Source organism: Collinsella sp. LCP21S3_A3 (assembly GCF_052118905.1).
Taxonomy (GTDB): domain Bacteria; phylum Actinomycetota; class Coriobacteriia; order Coriobacteriales; family Coriobacteriaceae; genus Collinsella.
Genome location: NZ_JBQKGH010000001.1, coordinates 1 through 14,566, shown reverse-complemented (window position 1 = coordinate 14,566; position 14,566 = coordinate 1). Strand labels below are relative to the sequence as shown.

Below are 14,566 nucleotides of genomic sequence, written 5' to 3'. Positions count from 1 at the left end.
GATTGACGATGGCTATCGGGAATCATTCGCGTCGGCAAGCAGCGCTGCCGCTCGTCCCTGAATTTCATTCCAAGGAATAATCTTGCGGATTTTGGCGCAGGCCGTTTTGTGAGAACCCGCACGGCCCGCAGGCTCAGCGGCATCGAAGGCGCGCTGCACGGTATCTCCCGGTAAGCCCATCGACTCGGCAATCCAAAGGAGCGATGCGGCGTTGCCGAGGTACCCGTAGCACCTCCGCGCACTCTTATTGGGTTTTTTCCGAGAAAATGAGCCGCTGCCCGTCGTCTCGTTATCATTGAACCAGATGATCATATGCTCGCGCTCGTTGTCTCCGCTCTTGTCGGGAGAGTCGTGGACTTCAAGAACGTAGCGGTCCGAGATGGGATAATGCGCCTCCCTGCTTTCAAGAAGCTCGGCAAACTCCCGGCAAGTAATTTCGTGTTCTCCTTGATTCATCTGAATCCTTCCAGCAATTGGAATGCTTATCGGCCATCAGGTTTTACCGTCGCGTAGACGCGCTCATGCTTCAAAGCCATTCCTCAGGTACCCGATAGGTCTTTTCCCTTGAACGACCCAATAACCGCCTTTCGAGACGATTGTACGTTCTCGTCCGGACACGATTCCTGCATATGTGCCCCGCACAATTGCCCCCTATGGGGCACCTTCCGAGAAAGGCGTTCTTTGGCAATGCCGTATTGTGAATCGCAGTGCCGATATAGCTAGTAATCAAACGAACCGGTTAGTAAACCTTTTCCGGCACACCATTTTCTGCAATATCCTGTTTCACAGATTTAGCATAATGAATGAAATTGTCTACTGTATCAAAAGTTTTACGGTTTGAGATGAACTGATCATCTTCATCATAGTAATAATCATCATTTGGTAAATCGTCAGGAACGAAATACTTTCCAGTCCTGTCATCGATTGCGATATTAATCCTCTTCATACAATACGTCCCTCTTGTACAACGGTTTTACGTCAACATTATTTTCAAAGAAATTGATATAATCAAATGTGTGAGTAACCCAAATTGTTACCTCAATAGTACGCTCGGCAGAGATATTCCTTCGTTTTGCAGGTCCAATAGCATAAGCTCCAGTAGGAGTATACCTTGTCATTAAATCGCCATCATCATTTGGAAACGTACCAGACATATCAAAAGTTGTAATAATTTGGTCATCATCGGTACTATCAATTAAATTGACCAATAAGTACTTATTACCGTGATTTTTATGAAACTCCTCAAAACCAGATTTTGAAAATTCTGTATTCAGTACATCCTCATCAAAACCATCAGCATACATATCAATAATATGAGAGCCAAATTCTTTAATCTTCATTTGATTTGCACCTTCAATTTATAATCAACGCCTTTGACATTGTGCGGGAAAACAATTTCATCGTTCTTGCCCCAAGCTGGCACCAGCTTTATCCCTGGCCTACGTATAAAAGCAGTTTTCTATTGGACGGTGAAGAAGGCAGACATGTTCTCTATTAATTCGTTAAGTCCAGGAGACTCCTCATATGATTTTAGAATGTCTCCTAGCTCATCATCATCATTCACTAGACCGATAATTTGCTCGATTATCTGGTCCTCGGTCTTGCCGTTAATGATTAAAATACGCTTGTCATCCATCTTATAGCCACCTTTTTCAGATGCCTCTCACAGTTCCATAATTATAAGTTAGCGTAGTTCTTTTTTTAATTGATGGTCGAGTCGACCAAAAAGCTAGCCAAATAAAAGCCTTATGTCACTGGGTAAAAGAAGCCCCGACGATCGTTTCCGCGGAAGCAGCCCTCTCGGTGCTTCCACATCCCGTTAACGTCAAAGGCGCAGCCCAAGCCCCGAATCGAGCCCACGCAGACAATCCGCGAGCCAATCGCCCGCCAGTCTACTCCAACCCGGGGCCGCCATACTTCCCCGTTTCCGAATCGTAGCTCAGCACTGCGACCTCGCCATGCTTCATGACGTTCCCGTCAATGTAGTAATGGCTGGCCCCGTCATGCCAGATACCGCGGTAGCCCGCAATGCCCGAGACCGCCTCGGTGTTGATATGCCCGGCGATAACATCCAGATAGAACTTATGCCCCACGTAATCGGGCGGCATCGTGACAAATGACACGTCAGGCGTGCCGAGCTTCCAGTACTCGCCGGCTTCCTCGTCAACGCCGGCGTGCACAAAAACCTGGCCAAAGGGGCTCTCGTAAAAGTAAGGGAGTTTGCGAACCCACGCGATGACGTCCGCGTGCTCGGCTTTTATACGCTCAACCGTAAAGCCGTAGGCCTCCTCGAACTCCCTGAGCCTCAAAAGGTGCTTAACGTGCTTGAATGCCTCGGCATCTAGGAAGCTCTTGGCCGTTGCCAGATTGCTGTCGGCAAGTATCCATGCCTGCGTAAAATTAGAATCGTTTACCTCATCAATGTACTCGAGGAGCATCTCCTCGTGGTTGCCGCGCAGCGCCACGACGCGATCGCCGTAACGTTTTTGCAAGTCCATGACGAGTTCGAAGACCTCGAGCGAATCGGAACCTCGGTCGCAGTAATCACCCAACAGGACCAGCTTGGAGTCCTCGGTCTCGAGGTCGATGGTGGAAAGCGACGCTTTAAAGGCGTCCAAGCATCCGTGAATGTCACTCATAGCGTAGATATGCACGTATGACCTCCTGTTTGCGTCAGGGTCCCGCTCGTTTGAGCCATGCGGCGCGGCGGCCCCTCTGATTTCGCGGGCGCCGGTCAACCTTGTCCTGTCACGCCCCTCAACATGGTTAAAAGTATATCTCGCCGTGCGGACACAAATTTACGCCTGAGCTCCGGGCGCCCCGCGCGCTTGGCCTCGGCCCCACCCAAAAACTCATCCAACATTAATCTTGGCTCAAGAATCGCTTAATCTATAACCTGCACTATAAAGTTCGACCAAGGGCGGGGCGGCGCCGCGCAACGCAGATCGCGAACGCAACGCTCGCGCCCGGGCAGATCGCCCGACGTCGCGCCCATCGAATGAAAGGACAGGTCATGGACGACCTCGAAAAAGTTGAAACCATCCGCACCAAGTGCAACGTGAGCTACACCGATGCCAAGGCCGCGCTCGACGCCGCCGACGGCAACGTTTTGGACGCCATCATTTGGCTCGAGTCGCAAGGCAAGACCCAGACCACATCGGCGCACGCCGCCACCGAATCCGAGCCGGTCGATGAACCCTCGGCCGAGATGGTCGCCGCGCAGGCAGCCTACGAGAAGTCGAGCGAAAAGACTGACTTTTCCAAGAAGATGGACAGCGTGTGGGAGTACCTCAAAAAGCTCTTCCGCCTGAGCCTGGACACCAAGTTTATCGCCACGCGCCGCGACGCCATCATCCTCAACATCCCCATCCTGATCCCCATCGTCGCCCTGTTTGCCTGGGGCGCCACGATATGGCTCATGCTGATTGGCCTGTTCTTTGGCATGCGCTACCGCATCGATAGCGACGGCGACGTGCCCGGCAGCATCAACAACCTTATGAATCACGCCGCCGACGCCGCGGACGACATCAAGCAAAACCTGAACGACGACAAGTAATCGCAGACGGGGGCACACATGGCACAGATCCTGATCGTAGAGGACGAGGAGAAAATCGCCCGCTTTGTGACGCTCGAGCTGGAGCACGAGGGCTACCAGGTGGAGCACGCCGCCGACGGCCGCACCGCCGTGGACTTGGCACTGGAGCGCGACTACGATCTGATTCTGCTCGATGTGCTGTTGCCACAGCTCAACGGCATGGAGGTCCTGCGGCGTGTCCGCAAGCACAAGGATGTGCCGGTGATTATGGTTACCGCGCGCGATGCCGTGATGGACAAGGTGGCCGGCCTCGATGCCGGTGCCGACGATTACCTGACCAAGCCGTTTGCGATTGAGGAGCTGTTCGCACGGATTCGCGTGGCGCTGAAGCGCGCGGAGGCCGTGCGGGCGGCTTCGGGCGTTGGCGGCGCCGGCGCTGGGGCGGGCATGGCGGGCGGCGCGGGCGGCGACGCCGCTGCGGTGCCCCCGGTCAGCGAGTCGACCAAGGCTTCCGTCGCGCCCTCCCCCGCCGCGCTCACCGTGGGCTCGGTCGTGCTCGACCCCGACCGCCGCGAAGTCACGGTCGGCGGCTCGCCCATCGCGCTCACGGCCCGCGAGTTCGACGTTCTCGCCCTGCTTATGACACATGCCGAAACCGTGCTCACACGCGAGCGCATCGCGCACGAGGCGCTGGGCTACGAATACGTGGGCGACACCAACAACGTCGACGTGCACATCGCGCACCTGCGTGCCAAGATCGAGGATGCCGGCGGCGCCCGCATCATCCAGACCGTGCGCGGGGTGGGCTATGTCTGCCGTGCGTAACGCCGAGGCCAAGCGTGTCACCTCCATCGCCCGCGCCATCAACTGGAGCTATATATGGCGCCGCCTGATGAGCTACGTCTGGCTCGATCTGCTGCTGATGGTGATTGCAGCGGCGATCCTCGTCTATGGATACAACCAGACGCTGCCCGACAGCGCGTTTACCGCAGGATGGATCCCCAGCGCCGCCGTTCACGGCATGTCGCTGAAGCCCACGCGCGACTGGGACCTGACAACGCTCACCTATACCGTCGAACTTGCTACCACCAAGACTTTCCCTCTCGCGCAGGACCTCGTCGCGCTATGGCCTCTCTACCTTGTCGTTGTAGGTTGGCAGGTCATCAGCGTGCTCAACATGCTCGGCGGCGCGAGGCACGTGCGTCGCACCATGGCGCCGCTCAACGACTTGGCCCTGCGCGTGGACGAACTCGGCCGCATGCAACTCTCCGGCGGCAAGATGGAAACACTGGAGCAGGCCATCGAGCGCGCGAGTGTCGACTCGCCAAGCGTCACCACCGGCGACGCCGACCTGGCAAGCATCGAGGTCGCGCTCAACCGGCTGCTGCGCCAGATGCAAGAGGCCAAGCTGCAGCAGATGCGCTTTGTCAACGATGCAAGCCACGAGCTGCGAACGCCCATCGCGGTGATTCAGGGCTACGTAAACATGCTCGACCGCTGGGGCAAAGACGACCCGGACGTGCTGGCGGAATCCATCGCGTCCCTCAAGGCCGAAAGCGAGCATATGCAGGAGCTCGTGGAGCAGCTGCTGTTTTTGGCACGCGGCGATGCCGGGCGCACGGTCCTGCGGCGTGCGCATACCAACCTGGCCGCACTGGTCGGCGAGGTGTGCGAGGAATCGCAGATGATCGACGCCGCGCACACGTATCGGCTGGCTTTTGACGCTGCATTTGCCAACGATCCGCGCTGCGACGCACCTGTCGACGTGGCGCTTGTGAAGCAGGCTCTGCGCGTGATCGTGCAGAACGCCGCCAAGTATTCGAACGCGGGAACGACCGTCACGTTTGCCATAACTCCCGATACGGGCACGGGCGCGATCGACATAAGTGTTGAGGACGAGGGTATCGGTATGAACCAGGAGTCCGCAGCTCACGCGTTTGAACGGTTCTACCGCGCCGACAACGCACGCGATGCCGGCGCGCAGGGCTCGGGCCTGGGGCTTGCCATTGCTAAGTGGATTGTCGATAGCCATGGCGGCGCCATTGGCGTGACCTCGGTCGAGGGCGTCGGTAGCCGCTTTACGATTCGCCTGCCACGGTAGGAAGCCCCCTCGTGAATCGAGGTCTAATACTTTTCCAGAGAAGTGAACGAGCGTATTTGGACCCCTGAAGCATCCACATTTTTCGACGGGAAAGTCGCAGGATTCCAGCATTAAAACCGCAGGAAACGGTACCCTCAAAGTGTCGATGCTTCGGGGGTCCAATTCTGCTCGTTCACTTCTCGGGAAAAGTATTAGACCCCGATTTCATGTCCCCTCAAAAGGTCGACCCCTCGGCATAAAAAAGGATAGGGCCATGCGGCCCTATCCCTTTTTTTCGTTATAGCAGCTTGCGCGCTACTCGCGACACAGGTGCACGGCGAAGCCGGCGAACTCGCGCTTAAAGTACACAAGCTTGGTGCCGCCGTCGGGCAGCAGCACGCGCGACTCCTCGTTGACCTCGAGCCCGTGCTCGGCAAACCACTTCTCGGCAGCATCGATGTCGTTGACGGCAAAGCCTATGTGGCCCTTGGCGCCACGACCGTTCTGCTTCATGATCTCGACCAGCGAGTCGTTAAAGTACGAAATCGGGGTCTCGCTGACGGGCAGGCCCATCATCGTCGAGAACAGCTCCGCGATCTCCAGGGCGTCTGCCGGGTCGGTGGCGTTAATGCCCACATGGGCAACGCGCATGCCAAAGAGCTCGACCGGGTTGGCGTTCTGCTCGTTCATACAGGCAGCGTCTACTGAGCCATGACGTCGAGAACGGCCTTCTCGGCAGCGACGCGGTTCATGCCGGTCATAAAGGGCACGCCGCTCACGTACGGGCAGGTGAGGCCCTCGGGGGCAACGGTGGTAGCGATCAGCAGGTCGGCGCCCTCGTCGCAAACGTCCTTGGCCTCGGAAATGGCGCACTGCACGATCTCATACTTGCCGGCGTAACCGTTGGCGTCGAGCATGGTGGCGACCTTCTGGGCAACGAGCGTGGAAGTAGCAGCGCCAGCACCGCAAGCCAAAACGATCTTCTTCATAGGTAATGTCTCCCTTCATGGTTTACTTTAGGTAAGTGTACCGCAGCGAGCGATGGCGCTCGGCCTCGATGCACTTTTGTGCCAGTTTGCTTGCACGCTGCGTATAATACATCTAGTACGTTTTGTCATACCGCTTGTTTTACGAGCGACCGAGGAGCTCAATATGCCCGATTCCCGCACACTCTGGACCGTCGTCGTTGTCATCTGTATCGTCGTGTCGCTGCTCTTTAGCATCAAAAAACGCACCACGTTTAAACGCCTGCAGCGGCTCATGGCCGCCAAACAGTGGGACGAGTTCGATCGTTTGCTCGACGGCAAACTCACCAGCATGCTGTACCCGCGCTACAACCGCGACTACCTGCGCCTGAACTCCTATCTGCTGCGCGAGGACCACGAGCGCGCCGACGAGATGTTTGACCTGCTGCTGGGGCTCAACCTGCCCAAGATGCAGCGCGTCGATCTGGTGATCAAGGCCTTTAACTACTACGTTGGCCAGGAGGACCGCAAAAAGTCCAAGGAGCTGCTGCACGAGATCAAGGGCTTTGAGGGTGGCCAAGCCGAGGCAGTCGCGCACGAATGCCAGCTGATGTACGACACGATGATCCTCAAGCGCCACAACGACATTCCCGAGCTGGAGCGCATGCTCGAGGATGTCGGCAACGACCCGGTCAAGCGCTGCCGACTGGAGTACCTGCTGGCCCTGCAGTACCAAAACAAGGGCGACGAGGCAAAGTTCCAAGAGTTCCTCGAGAAGTCGGGCCAACACTCGATGGCCGTCAACGCGTAACGGACGGCTTGTGCTAGACTTCTAATCTTACGGGGGCGTGGCGGAATTGGCATACGCAGGAGACTTAAAATCTCTCGCCGCAAGGATTGTGGGTTCGAGTCCCACCGCCCCTACCACGTATTGTTTACGAGCCCGTGTCCCTTTGGAATGCGGGCTCGCTTCTTTTGGACACCGTCAAGCCTCTAAGAAGTTGCGGTGGAATAGTTCCTGTTTTGGCAGTTTATCAGCCCATTTAGGAACTATTTCACCGCAACTTATGAGGGGATGGTTAAAGGACGCTGAGGCTGGGGGTCCAGGCGATGGTGGGGGTCGCGCCGTCGAGAACCTCGTTGATGGTGGCGGCCATTCCGGCGAGCAGGCTGTTCTCGCTTACAGTGAGCGCGTCGTAGCCGCCGGCTCGCATGAGCTCGCGAATCACCACAGCACCAGCCAGGATCACGCCCGCACGCTTGGGTTGCACGCCTGGCAACGCAGCGATGCCCGCGACATCCAGCGAGGACATGCGCCCGATAGCGGCCGAAACCTGGTCCAGCGAAAGCTCGCGCAGGTGCACAAAACTCGAATCATACGGCTCCAGCTCGTGAACGAGCGCAACGAGCGTGGTGACGGTGCCACCCACCGCGACCAGGCGCTCGGCTCGCTCAAAGTCGACAGGCAAGCTCTTAAAGTAGCCTGCAAACTGCTCGTTTGCCCACGCGCCAGCGGCGGCAAGCTCGCTGCCCGTTGGCGGCAGCGCCGAGAAAAACCGCTCCGTCACGCGGCGACAACCGATGTCCAGCGAGCGCGTTCCCTCCAGCGCAAAGACCCCACGCTCCGGCGCATAGACGCCCGTCGCGAGCTCCGTGGATCCGCCACCCGAATCGGCAACAATGATGCGCTCGCCGGCAAAGTCGTGCGCCACGCCAAAAAACGTCAGGCGCGCCTCGACCTCGCCCGGAATCACCTGCGGCTCGAGCCCCAGCTCGCGCAGGCCGTCCAGCAGCAGCGCGGCATTGGACGCATCGCGCGCGGCGCTCGTGCACGTGGTGCAGATGCACGCGGCCCCAAAGGCACGGGCCTCGTCCACAAACATTCGGCACGCAGCGAGCACGCGCCCAACGGCCGCCTCACAAAAGCGCCCCGTTGCGTCCACGCCCTCGCCCAAGTCGGTAATCTCGGTATGCTTGGACGATTCCACGATCGCCCCGTCCTCGACCTGGGCCAGCACCAGTCGCGACGACACCGTTCCCAGGTCAATCGCCGCCACCTTATATCGTTTGCAATTCGTCATTGCGGCCCCCCTCCGGGCGCTACTCGCCATTGGACACGACTGCCTGGCCCTCGACGCCGTTAAATCCAAACAGCATGTCGAGCGTCTGGATGTACCACGGCGCGTCCTTGCCGACCTCTTCGATTTCCTTGGCAACTTCGCTGGCCTTCTTGGCGTTCGACGACTTCTTGCTCGACGAGGTATCGGAATCGTCGTCCAGGCCCTGCACTTCAATCCTCTTCTCGCCGGGCATCACCAGACCCAGGTCCTCGGTCGCCGCGTCCTTAATGCCCTCCTCCGAGAGCAGCTTGTCGACGCTTTTTTGCAGGTCGTCATTATATTGCTCGCGAATCTCGACCTGCTTGGCCAAGATGTCGCTCGAGCGTTTTGCCACATACAGGTCGCGCACGGGGAAGTACAGGCTCACGAGCGCCAGGGCGACGACAATGCCAACAAACAGCCCTCGCTGGGGACCGTGGGTAAAATCATAGATTGCCTTGACCACCGCGTTATCGTTGGCGTAGTGCATAAAGTCCGAGCCCGAAAGACGGCTTGAGGGACGGCGCGGCTTGTCGGACGCCTGGGTCGAAGGGCGCGACGCATGCTTGGAACGCGATGGGCGCACCGGACTGTCCGAGGAACTATTTGGCTGAGCATTGGGATGCGAAGTCGCCGGCGAGCTATACCTGGAGCGATCAGTGCCAGCATAACCAGACCCGCCAAGCTGCACCGAATGCGCACGGCGAGGTGACGGTTCGCGCGAACCGGCGGAATAGTACCTGTTGTCGTAAATCTGATCCATGTGCGCCTTGTGCGGTTGAGGTTTGTTTGCGCTAAGTCCTTTAGTTATAGCACGCGGACGGACCAGCCGGACGAGCCGTAGGACAAATCCATTACTCGAGCGCGCGTGGTCGCCAACGGGCAAGTCGACGGGGCGCCGCCCTTACGCCCCGCCGACCAACACCGTGTCCTACTCCTCTGCCTTTGCGGCATCCCACAGGTCGTTGAGCCCGTGGGTCGAAAGCTCGGCAAGATCAACATGGGCGTCGGCCGCCATCTGCTCCATCGCGGCCCAACGGCGGCGGAACTTTGCCGTGCTGGCACGAAGGGCACTCTCGGCGTCGATGCCCTCCTTGCGCGCAACGTTGACCAGGGCAAAGAGCAGGTCGCCAAACTCCATCTCGCGCTCGGGCGAGCCGGGTTCCTCGGCCTCAAACTCGGCACGTTCCTCGGCGACCTCGTCCCACACATCTTGGACGGTCTCCCACTCAAAGCCCACGGCAGCCGCCTTGCGCGAAACCTTCTGAGCCTGCATCAGCGCCGGCAGATGCGTGGGCACGCCGTCGAGCAGGCCCTCGGGCGCAGCCTCACCCGCCGCCACGGCCTGGTCCTTGGCAGCCTTCTCGGCAAGTTTGACCTCGTCCCAAATCTTGAGCACCTCGTCGGAGCTGTCGGCATCCACATCGCCAAACACGTGCGGATGGCGGCGAATGAGCTTGGCGTCGATATCGCGCGCCACGTCGGCCAGCGTAAACTCGCCGGCGTCCGCCGCAATTTGCGCATGCAGCACGACTTGCATGAGCACATCGCCCAGCTCCTCGCGAAGATGGGCCGCGTCATCTGCCTCGATGCAGTCGAGCGCCTCGTAGGCCTCCTCGATCATGTTCTTGCCAATGCTCTGGTGCGTCTGCTCGCGATCCCACGGGCAGCCGTCGGGCTGACGCAGGCGCCAGATAGTCTGTACCAGATGTTGTAACTCGGCCGATGCATCGACCAGCGTGGACAGGTCGCGCGAACCTTCGGCATTTTGCTGAGCCATGTGCTCGGCCATGGTTAGTCCTCCTCCATGATCACATGGCGGAACGCGCCGCCCTCGTAGATACCATAGCTGTGCGTGCCGTCCTTGGGGATGCTCACGCTGCCGGGATTGAAGAGCCACAGACCCGGGTGTGCGGTGCTTTCCTCGTTGACCTTGACGTGCGTGTGGCCGTAGACGAGCGCGGAGCCCTCGGGCAGCGCGGGCGCGTGATCGACGCTGTTGTGCATGCCGACGCCAAAGACGTGGCCGTGCGTCAGGAACAGTTCGCGGCCGGTCTCGTCGAACAGCGTGGCGTAGTCCGCCATGACGGGAAAGCCGAGAACCATCTGGTCGACCTCGGCGTCGCAGTTGCCGCGCACCGCGATAATGCGGTCGGCCAGGGCGTTGAGCAACGGAATCACGCGCTTGGGAGCGTAGTCGCGCGGCAGGTCGTTGCGCGGACCGTGATAAAGCAGGTCGCCCAGCAGGACGATGCGGTCGGGCTGCTCGGCTTCGATGGCGGCGCAGAGGCGCTCGGTCCAATATGCCGAGCCGTGGATGTCAGAAGCGATGAGGTATTTCATGGAGGTCCTTTCGGGGTGGGGTTGACGTGGCCGGGCGCGGAATGTCGCCACCAGCCGCGTTATTCAAATCGCAGTGCCGCGCTCTGGGCCGCCTGCATCACGCGTTGGAGCGGCACATTGTGCTCACGGGCAAGGCGGGCGCAGTCTTCGTACTCGGGCGCCGCGCGCTCACTGCCGTCCGTCAAGGTGGCCACCTTGACGGACACTTCGCCCCATGGCGTCGTTACGCGCTCAAAGTAGCGCGGCAGGCAAACGCGCTCCATAACCTGGCGGCGGATGCCATTGGTCGTGGTTTCCAAAAAGATGATCGTCTGCAGGCGCTCGATATCCTCGTGGGTGCAGATTACCTGCAACTGCCAGCCAGGGCGGCCTTTCTTGCAATAGAGGGGCAGCCAGTGCACCTCGCGCGCGCCGGCCTCGCGCAGGCGGTCGGCGGCGTAGGCGAGCACCTCGGGCGACGCGTCGTCGATGTCGCACTCCAGCTTGACGATGGTTTCGGGCGCATCGGTCTCGCGGGACAGCGGAGATGTAGTTCCACGTTGCATACGGTCCGGCTCCTTTCCGCACGGGCTCGTTTTATTCACCCAAACGCTAGCACATCGCGAGCGGCGCAAGTGTGGCGGCGCGCGATGAGCGCGATTTTCCTTGTCTGCAAGAACCGACACTCCACCGCCTCGGCCAAACATGTACATCAGCCTCCAAACATGTCATTTTTTGTCGGTTTTGGAGGCTGAGGTACATGATTCGAAGCAAGGCCGATGTCGCGAGCCCGCCCTTATGCGCCGCCCGTCCTTTCCAGTCGATTTCGGCCCCCGGCGCGCACATCGCACTGGGGGCCGCGCCGTTACAATGGAGCAGATTCGCTTGACGCAAAGGAGCCGCCATGCCTGCTTGCCCGCTAGTCGATTGCCATACTCACACCTCGTTCTCGGACGGACACGCCTCGTTTGAAGACAACGTCCGCGCCGCTGCTGCGGCCGGTTGCCGCACCATGGTCTCGGCCGATCACCTTACCCTGCCTGCCAGCATGGATGCCACCTGCGAGGTGCAGGTTGTCGAGGGCGACCTGCCGGCGCATCGTCTGGCTTTTGAGGATGCCCGCAAGCTTGCCGCGCAGATTGCGCCGGAGCTCGAGCTTGTCTATGGCTTTGAGTGCGATTGGTACGAAGGCTGCGAGCCTTTGGTTGAGCGCTGGTCCCGGGGCGCCGTCGTACGCCTGGGCAGCGTGCATTGGATTGGTAACCCGGGCAATATCATGGCAGGCGCTGCGGGCGCGACGGGGACAGAGGGCGTCGCACGCCCCGATACGCCTGACTCACGCTGCGGCTGGATCGACGACGACACCAACCTGCACGTTTGGGAAAACTTAGGCGTGCGCGGCGTGTGGGAGCGCTATGTCGATGACTGGTGCCGCGCCTGCGAAAGCTCGCTCAACTTTGATGTGATGGCTCACCCCGACCTGGTCATGCGCTTTTCGAAGGAAGGCTTTGCGCCCGACTTTGACCCCGCGCCGTTTTGGCGGCAGATGGCCGAGTGTGCGCACGATACGGGCCGCCGCGTTGAGGTCTCGACCGCCGCACCGCGCAAGGGGCTCGACGACTACTATCCCGCGACCGGCCTTTTGCGCTGCTTTGCCCATGCTGAGGCGCCCATTACCTTTGGCTCGGATGCGCACCGCGCCTGTGATATTTGCTGGAATATCCGCGAGGCCCAAGCCCATGCCTACGACTGCGGCTACCGAACCTTCGACATCCCCCACCCCACCGGCGAATGGGAGTCCACACCCCTCGCCTAGCCATCCCTTCATAAGTTGCGGTGAAATAGCTCCTATTTATAGCCCTAAGACCGTCTAACAAGAACTATTCCACCGCAACTTCTATGGTCATCGGGGACGTTCTTTAACGACTAGTGGCGGCGGGCGTTGAGTTCGCCGGCCAGCTCGTCGAGGGTAATGCCGTAGCGCTCAAGCGTCACGAGCAGGTGGTAGACCAGGTCGCCAGCCTCGTAGCGAATGTGATCATGGTCGTTATCCTTGCAGGCCATGATCACCTCGCTCGCCTCCTCGGCAAGCTTCTTGAGCAGCTCGTCCTCCACATCGGTCAGCAGTCGAGCGGTATAGCTTTCCTGCGGCGACGCATCGCGACGACCGTGAATCACCTCGGCCAGCCCCGTTAGCGTCTCGCCGATATTTCCATCCTGAACATTTGCGGTACGCACACCCATGGTTCAATCCTTTCTGGTCGGCCAAGCGCCTGGTCGAGCGCCCGCCCTACGCGAGTTTCTTAAAGAAGCAGGTACGGTTGCCGGTATGGCAGGCCGGACCCGGCGAGTCAACCTTGACCAGCAGCGTGTCGCTATCAAACCCTCGACCAGGGCACGCAGCTCGCGTGTCGGCGGCGCGGCGATACCGGCGGCCTCCAGCAGCGCGTCCACGCGGTCGAGCACCTCGGCACCACCGTGCAGGCGCGGCAGCTCGCTAATGGCGGCCTTGACGGCATCAGACTCGGTGCTGGCAGCCACGCGGGCATCGAGGCCCACAAAGTCGTTGGCATGCACGCAGCGCAGGGCCTCGGCTGCCAGCTCGCGATCCTCGCACGCCGCGAGCAGCTCCTTAAAAGGACGCACGCTACCTGCGATAATACGAGCATCGGGAAGCGCCAGCTTACGCACGGCCTCGGCCACCAGCGAAACAATCTCTACATCGCCCGCGGTATCGCCCACACCGATAAGCTCAAAGCCCAGCTGCGTAAACTGACGCGAGCCACCGGCATTGCGCTGGCACTCGCGAACCACCGGCGCCTCGTAGCGAAGGCGCAGGGGCAGATCGGCCGCACGCATGCGGGTCGAAACCAGGCGCACGATCGGCAGCGTGTTGTCGGGACGGACCACCAGCAGGCGGCCGTCGTCATCAAAGAGCTTAAACGGCGTGTCCGCAATGCGGCCGCCCTCCTCGAGCGAACCCTTGTCCTCGAGCAGCGGCGTCTCGACCGGAAGGTAATGATGCTCCCTGAAGCAGCCCTTCACCGTATACGCGATCTCCTCGCGTGCCTGAGCCTCCTCGGGCAATATGTCCCGGAATCCCCACGGTGTGGCCGTCATCTGGTGAGCCTCCTCATACTGCGTTTCATATAGAACGAAAGACCGGCATAGCTCCGCCGGTCTTCTGGGTACTTTAGCATACTAGAGTGCTTGCGGGGAGAACCGTCCCCCTCGGCTCACAGCGTATTCATTTGGAAACATAGGGCAAGCGATTAGCAGCGGTCTCTTGTTACAACGCAAAAAGGGCGCCCGTGCAATTGCGGACGCCCTTGTGCAGGGTTGAGATATCAACCAGCCAAGATATCGGACCCGTGACCAGCTCTTAGTAGTCGAACTGGTGGTAGTAGCGGCGGTACTTGAGGTTGTGCTTGGTGACCAGCTCGTAGTTGCGCGAGAGGCGGTCGGTGGTCAGCACGGACAGGATCCACGGCGACACGATGACGCGGAAGTCGTCGTCCAGGCCCGGGATCGCGTACTCGGCGGTGTCGATGATGACGTAGTCCTC

19 protein-coding genes, 1 tRNA gene and 1 pseudogene are annotated in these 14,566 nt (G+C 59.7%); 6 read left to right on the top strand and 15 right to left on the bottom strand.

Going from position 1 to position 14,566, the window contains the following annotated elements:
• Window positions 1–12: 12 nt before the first annotated feature.
• The 5 genes from ACTQ0H_RS00105 to ACTQ0H_RS00085 all read right to left on the bottom strand — a co-directional run bounded on the left by ACTQ0H_RS00105 (window position 13) and on the right by ACTQ0H_RS00085 (window position 2,654).
• Window positions 13–456: a hypothetical protein gene (locus tag ACTQ0H_RS00105; protein ID WP_441547662.1), complete on the bottom strand. Its 444-nt coding sequence runs from the start codon at window positions 454–456 to the stop codon at window positions 13–15.
• A gap of 283 nt (window positions 457–739) precedes the next feature.
• Window positions 740–946, bottom strand: coding sequence for a hypothetical protein (locus ACTQ0H_RS00100; protein ID WP_441547661.1), 207 nt, complete (start codon window positions 944–946; stop codon window positions 740–742).
• Window positions 933–1,340: a hypothetical protein gene (locus tag ACTQ0H_RS00095; protein WP_441547660.1), complete on the bottom strand. Its 408-nt coding sequence runs from the start codon at window positions 1,338–1,340 to the stop codon at window positions 933–935. Before ACTQ0H_RS00095 ends, ACTQ0H_RS00100 begins: the two co-directional genes overlap by 14 nt.
• 119 nt (window positions 1,341–1,459) lie before the next feature.
• On the bottom strand, window positions 1,460–1,636 hold the full coding sequence (locus tag ACTQ0H_RS00090; protein ID WP_409063533.1) for a hypothetical protein: 177 nt from the start codon (window positions 1,634–1,636) through the stop codon (window positions 1,460–1,462).
• A 256-nt stretch (window positions 1,637–1,892) separates the two neighbouring features.
• Window positions 1,893–2,654 carry a metallophosphoesterase gene (locus ACTQ0H_RS00085; protein ID WP_441547659.1) on the bottom strand — a complete coding sequence of 254 codons (762 nt, stop codon included), beginning with the start codon at window positions 2,652–2,654 and terminating at the stop codon, window positions 1,893–1,895.
• A gap of 359 nt (window positions 2,655–3,013) precedes the next feature.
• On the opposite strand from ACTQ0H_RS00085, the gene ACTQ0H_RS00080 reads away from it, so the two are divergent.
• Genes ACTQ0H_RS00080 through ACTQ0H_RS00070 form a run of 3 tightly spaced genes read left to right on the top strand, consistent with a single transcriptional unit; the run spans window position 3,014 to window position 5,636 of the window.
• Window positions 3,014–3,556 carry a hypothetical protein gene (locus ACTQ0H_RS00080; protein ID WP_055252376.1) on the top strand — a complete coding sequence of 181 codons (543 nt, stop codon included), beginning with the start codon at window positions 3,014–3,016 and terminating at the stop codon, window positions 3,554–3,556.
• Window positions 3,557–3,574: 18 nt separating this feature from the next.
• Window positions 3,575–4,360 (top strand): response regulator transcription factor, encoded by a 786-nt coding sequence (locus tag ACTQ0H_RS00075; RefSeq protein WP_441547658.1) that lies wholly within the window; start codon window positions 3,575–3,577, stop codon window positions 4,358–4,360.
• A complete protein-coding gene (locus ACTQ0H_RS00070) occupies window positions 4,344–5,636 on the top strand; it encodes a sensor histidine kinase (protein ID WP_441547657.1) in 1,293 nt (430 codons plus the stop codon). The genes ACTQ0H_RS00075 and ACTQ0H_RS00070 overlap by 17 nt, the downstream gene beginning before the upstream one ends.
• A 294-nt stretch (window positions 5,637–5,930) precedes the next feature.
• Here ACTQ0H_RS00070 and ACTQ0H_RS00065 read toward each other — a convergent pair whose 3' ends face one another.
• Together ACTQ0H_RS00065 and ACTQ0H_RS00060 are read right to left on the bottom strand one after the other, a co-directional pair.
• A complete protein-coding gene (locus ACTQ0H_RS00065) occupies window positions 5,931–6,305 on the bottom strand; it encodes a VOC family protein (RefSeq protein WP_427718886.1) in 375 nt (124 codons plus the stop codon).
• An 11-nt stretch (window positions 6,306–6,316) separates the two neighbouring features.
• Window positions 6,317–6,604: a PTS sugar transporter subunit IIB gene (locus ACTQ0H_RS00060; RefSeq protein ID WP_441083303.1), complete on the bottom strand. Its 288-nt coding sequence runs from the start codon at window positions 6,602–6,604 to the stop codon at window positions 6,317–6,319.
• 163 nt (window positions 6,605–6,767) lie between these two features.
• Here ACTQ0H_RS00060 and ACTQ0H_RS00055 point away from each other — a divergent pair, with 163 nt between their 5' ends.
• Both ACTQ0H_RS00055 and ACTQ0H_RS00050 read left to right on the top strand, forming a co-directional pair.
• Window positions 6,768–7,391, top strand: coding sequence for a hypothetical protein (locus tag ACTQ0H_RS00055; RefSeq protein ID WP_154515083.1), 624 nt, complete (start codon window positions 6,768–6,770; stop codon window positions 7,389–7,391).
• A 31-nt stretch (window positions 7,392–7,422) separates the two neighbouring features.
• Window positions 7,423–7,507 (top strand) — tRNA-Leu (locus ACTQ0H_RS00050).
• A gap of 152 nt (window positions 7,508–7,659) precedes the next feature.
• On the opposite strand, the gene ACTQ0H_RS00045 is transcribed toward ACTQ0H_RS00050, so the two are convergent.
• From ACTQ0H_RS00045 to larC, 5 genes are all read right to left on the bottom strand, one after another.
• On the bottom strand, window positions 7,660–8,661 hold the full coding sequence (locus ACTQ0H_RS00045) for a Ppx/GppA phosphatase family protein (protein WP_441537838.1): 1,002 nt from the start codon (window positions 8,659–8,661) through the stop codon (window positions 7,660–7,662).
• Between the two features lie 19 nt (window positions 8,662–8,680).
• Complete coding sequence (locus ACTQ0H_RS00040) at window positions 8,681–9,442, bottom strand: hypothetical protein (protein ID WP_441547656.1); 762 nt, start codon at window positions 9,440–9,442, stop codon at window positions 8,681–8,683.
• Window positions 9,443–9,610: 168 nt separating this feature from the next.
• Window positions 9,611–10,471, bottom strand: a complete 861-nt coding sequence (gene mazG, locus ACTQ0H_RS00035; protein ID WP_441547655.1) for a nucleoside triphosphate pyrophosphohydrolase — start codon at window positions 10,469–10,471, stop codon at window positions 9,611–9,613.
• Between the two features lie 2 nt (window positions 10,472–10,473).
• Entirely contained in the window at window positions 10,474–11,022 is a 549-nt protein-coding gene (gene yfcE, locus ACTQ0H_RS00030) for a phosphodiesterase (RefSeq protein WP_441547654.1), read from the bottom strand.
• A 59-nt stretch (window positions 11,023–11,081) separates the two neighbouring features.
• Window positions 11,082–11,567 (bottom strand): nickel insertion protein, encoded by a 486-nt coding sequence (gene larC, locus ACTQ0H_RS00025; RefSeq protein ID WP_441048727.1) that lies wholly within the window; start codon window positions 11,565–11,567, stop codon window positions 11,082–11,084.
• 338 nt (window positions 11,568–11,905) lie between these two features.
• Between larC and ACTQ0H_RS00020 the strand changes: the two genes are divergently transcribed.
• Complete coding sequence (locus ACTQ0H_RS00020) at window positions 11,906–12,817, top strand: PHP domain-containing protein (protein ID WP_427718869.1); 912 nt, start codon at window positions 11,906–11,908, stop codon at window positions 12,815–12,817.
• A gap of 110 nt (window positions 12,818–12,927) precedes the next feature.
• Here ACTQ0H_RS00020 and hisE read toward each other — a convergent pair whose 3' ends face one another.
• The 3 genes and pseudogenes from hisE to ACTQ0H_RS00005 form a co-directional block, all read right to left on the bottom strand.
• Complete coding sequence (gene hisE / locus ACTQ0H_RS00015; RefSeq protein WP_006235893.1) at window positions 12,928–13,245, bottom strand: phosphoribosyl-ATP diphosphatase; 318 nt, start codon at window positions 13,243–13,245, stop codon at window positions 12,928–12,930.
• A gap of 3 nt (window positions 13,246–13,248) precedes the next feature.
• Window positions 13,249–14,121: an ATP phosphoribosyltransferase regulatory subunit gene (locus ACTQ0H_RS00010; protein WP_441537843.1), complete on the bottom strand. Its 873-nt coding sequence runs from the start codon at window positions 14,119–14,121 to the stop codon at window positions 13,249–13,251.
• Window positions 14,122–14,383: 262 nt separating this feature from the next.
• Window positions 14,384–14,566 (bottom strand): annotated as a pseudogene (locus ACTQ0H_RS00005) (SIS domain-containing protein); the annotation flags it as partial.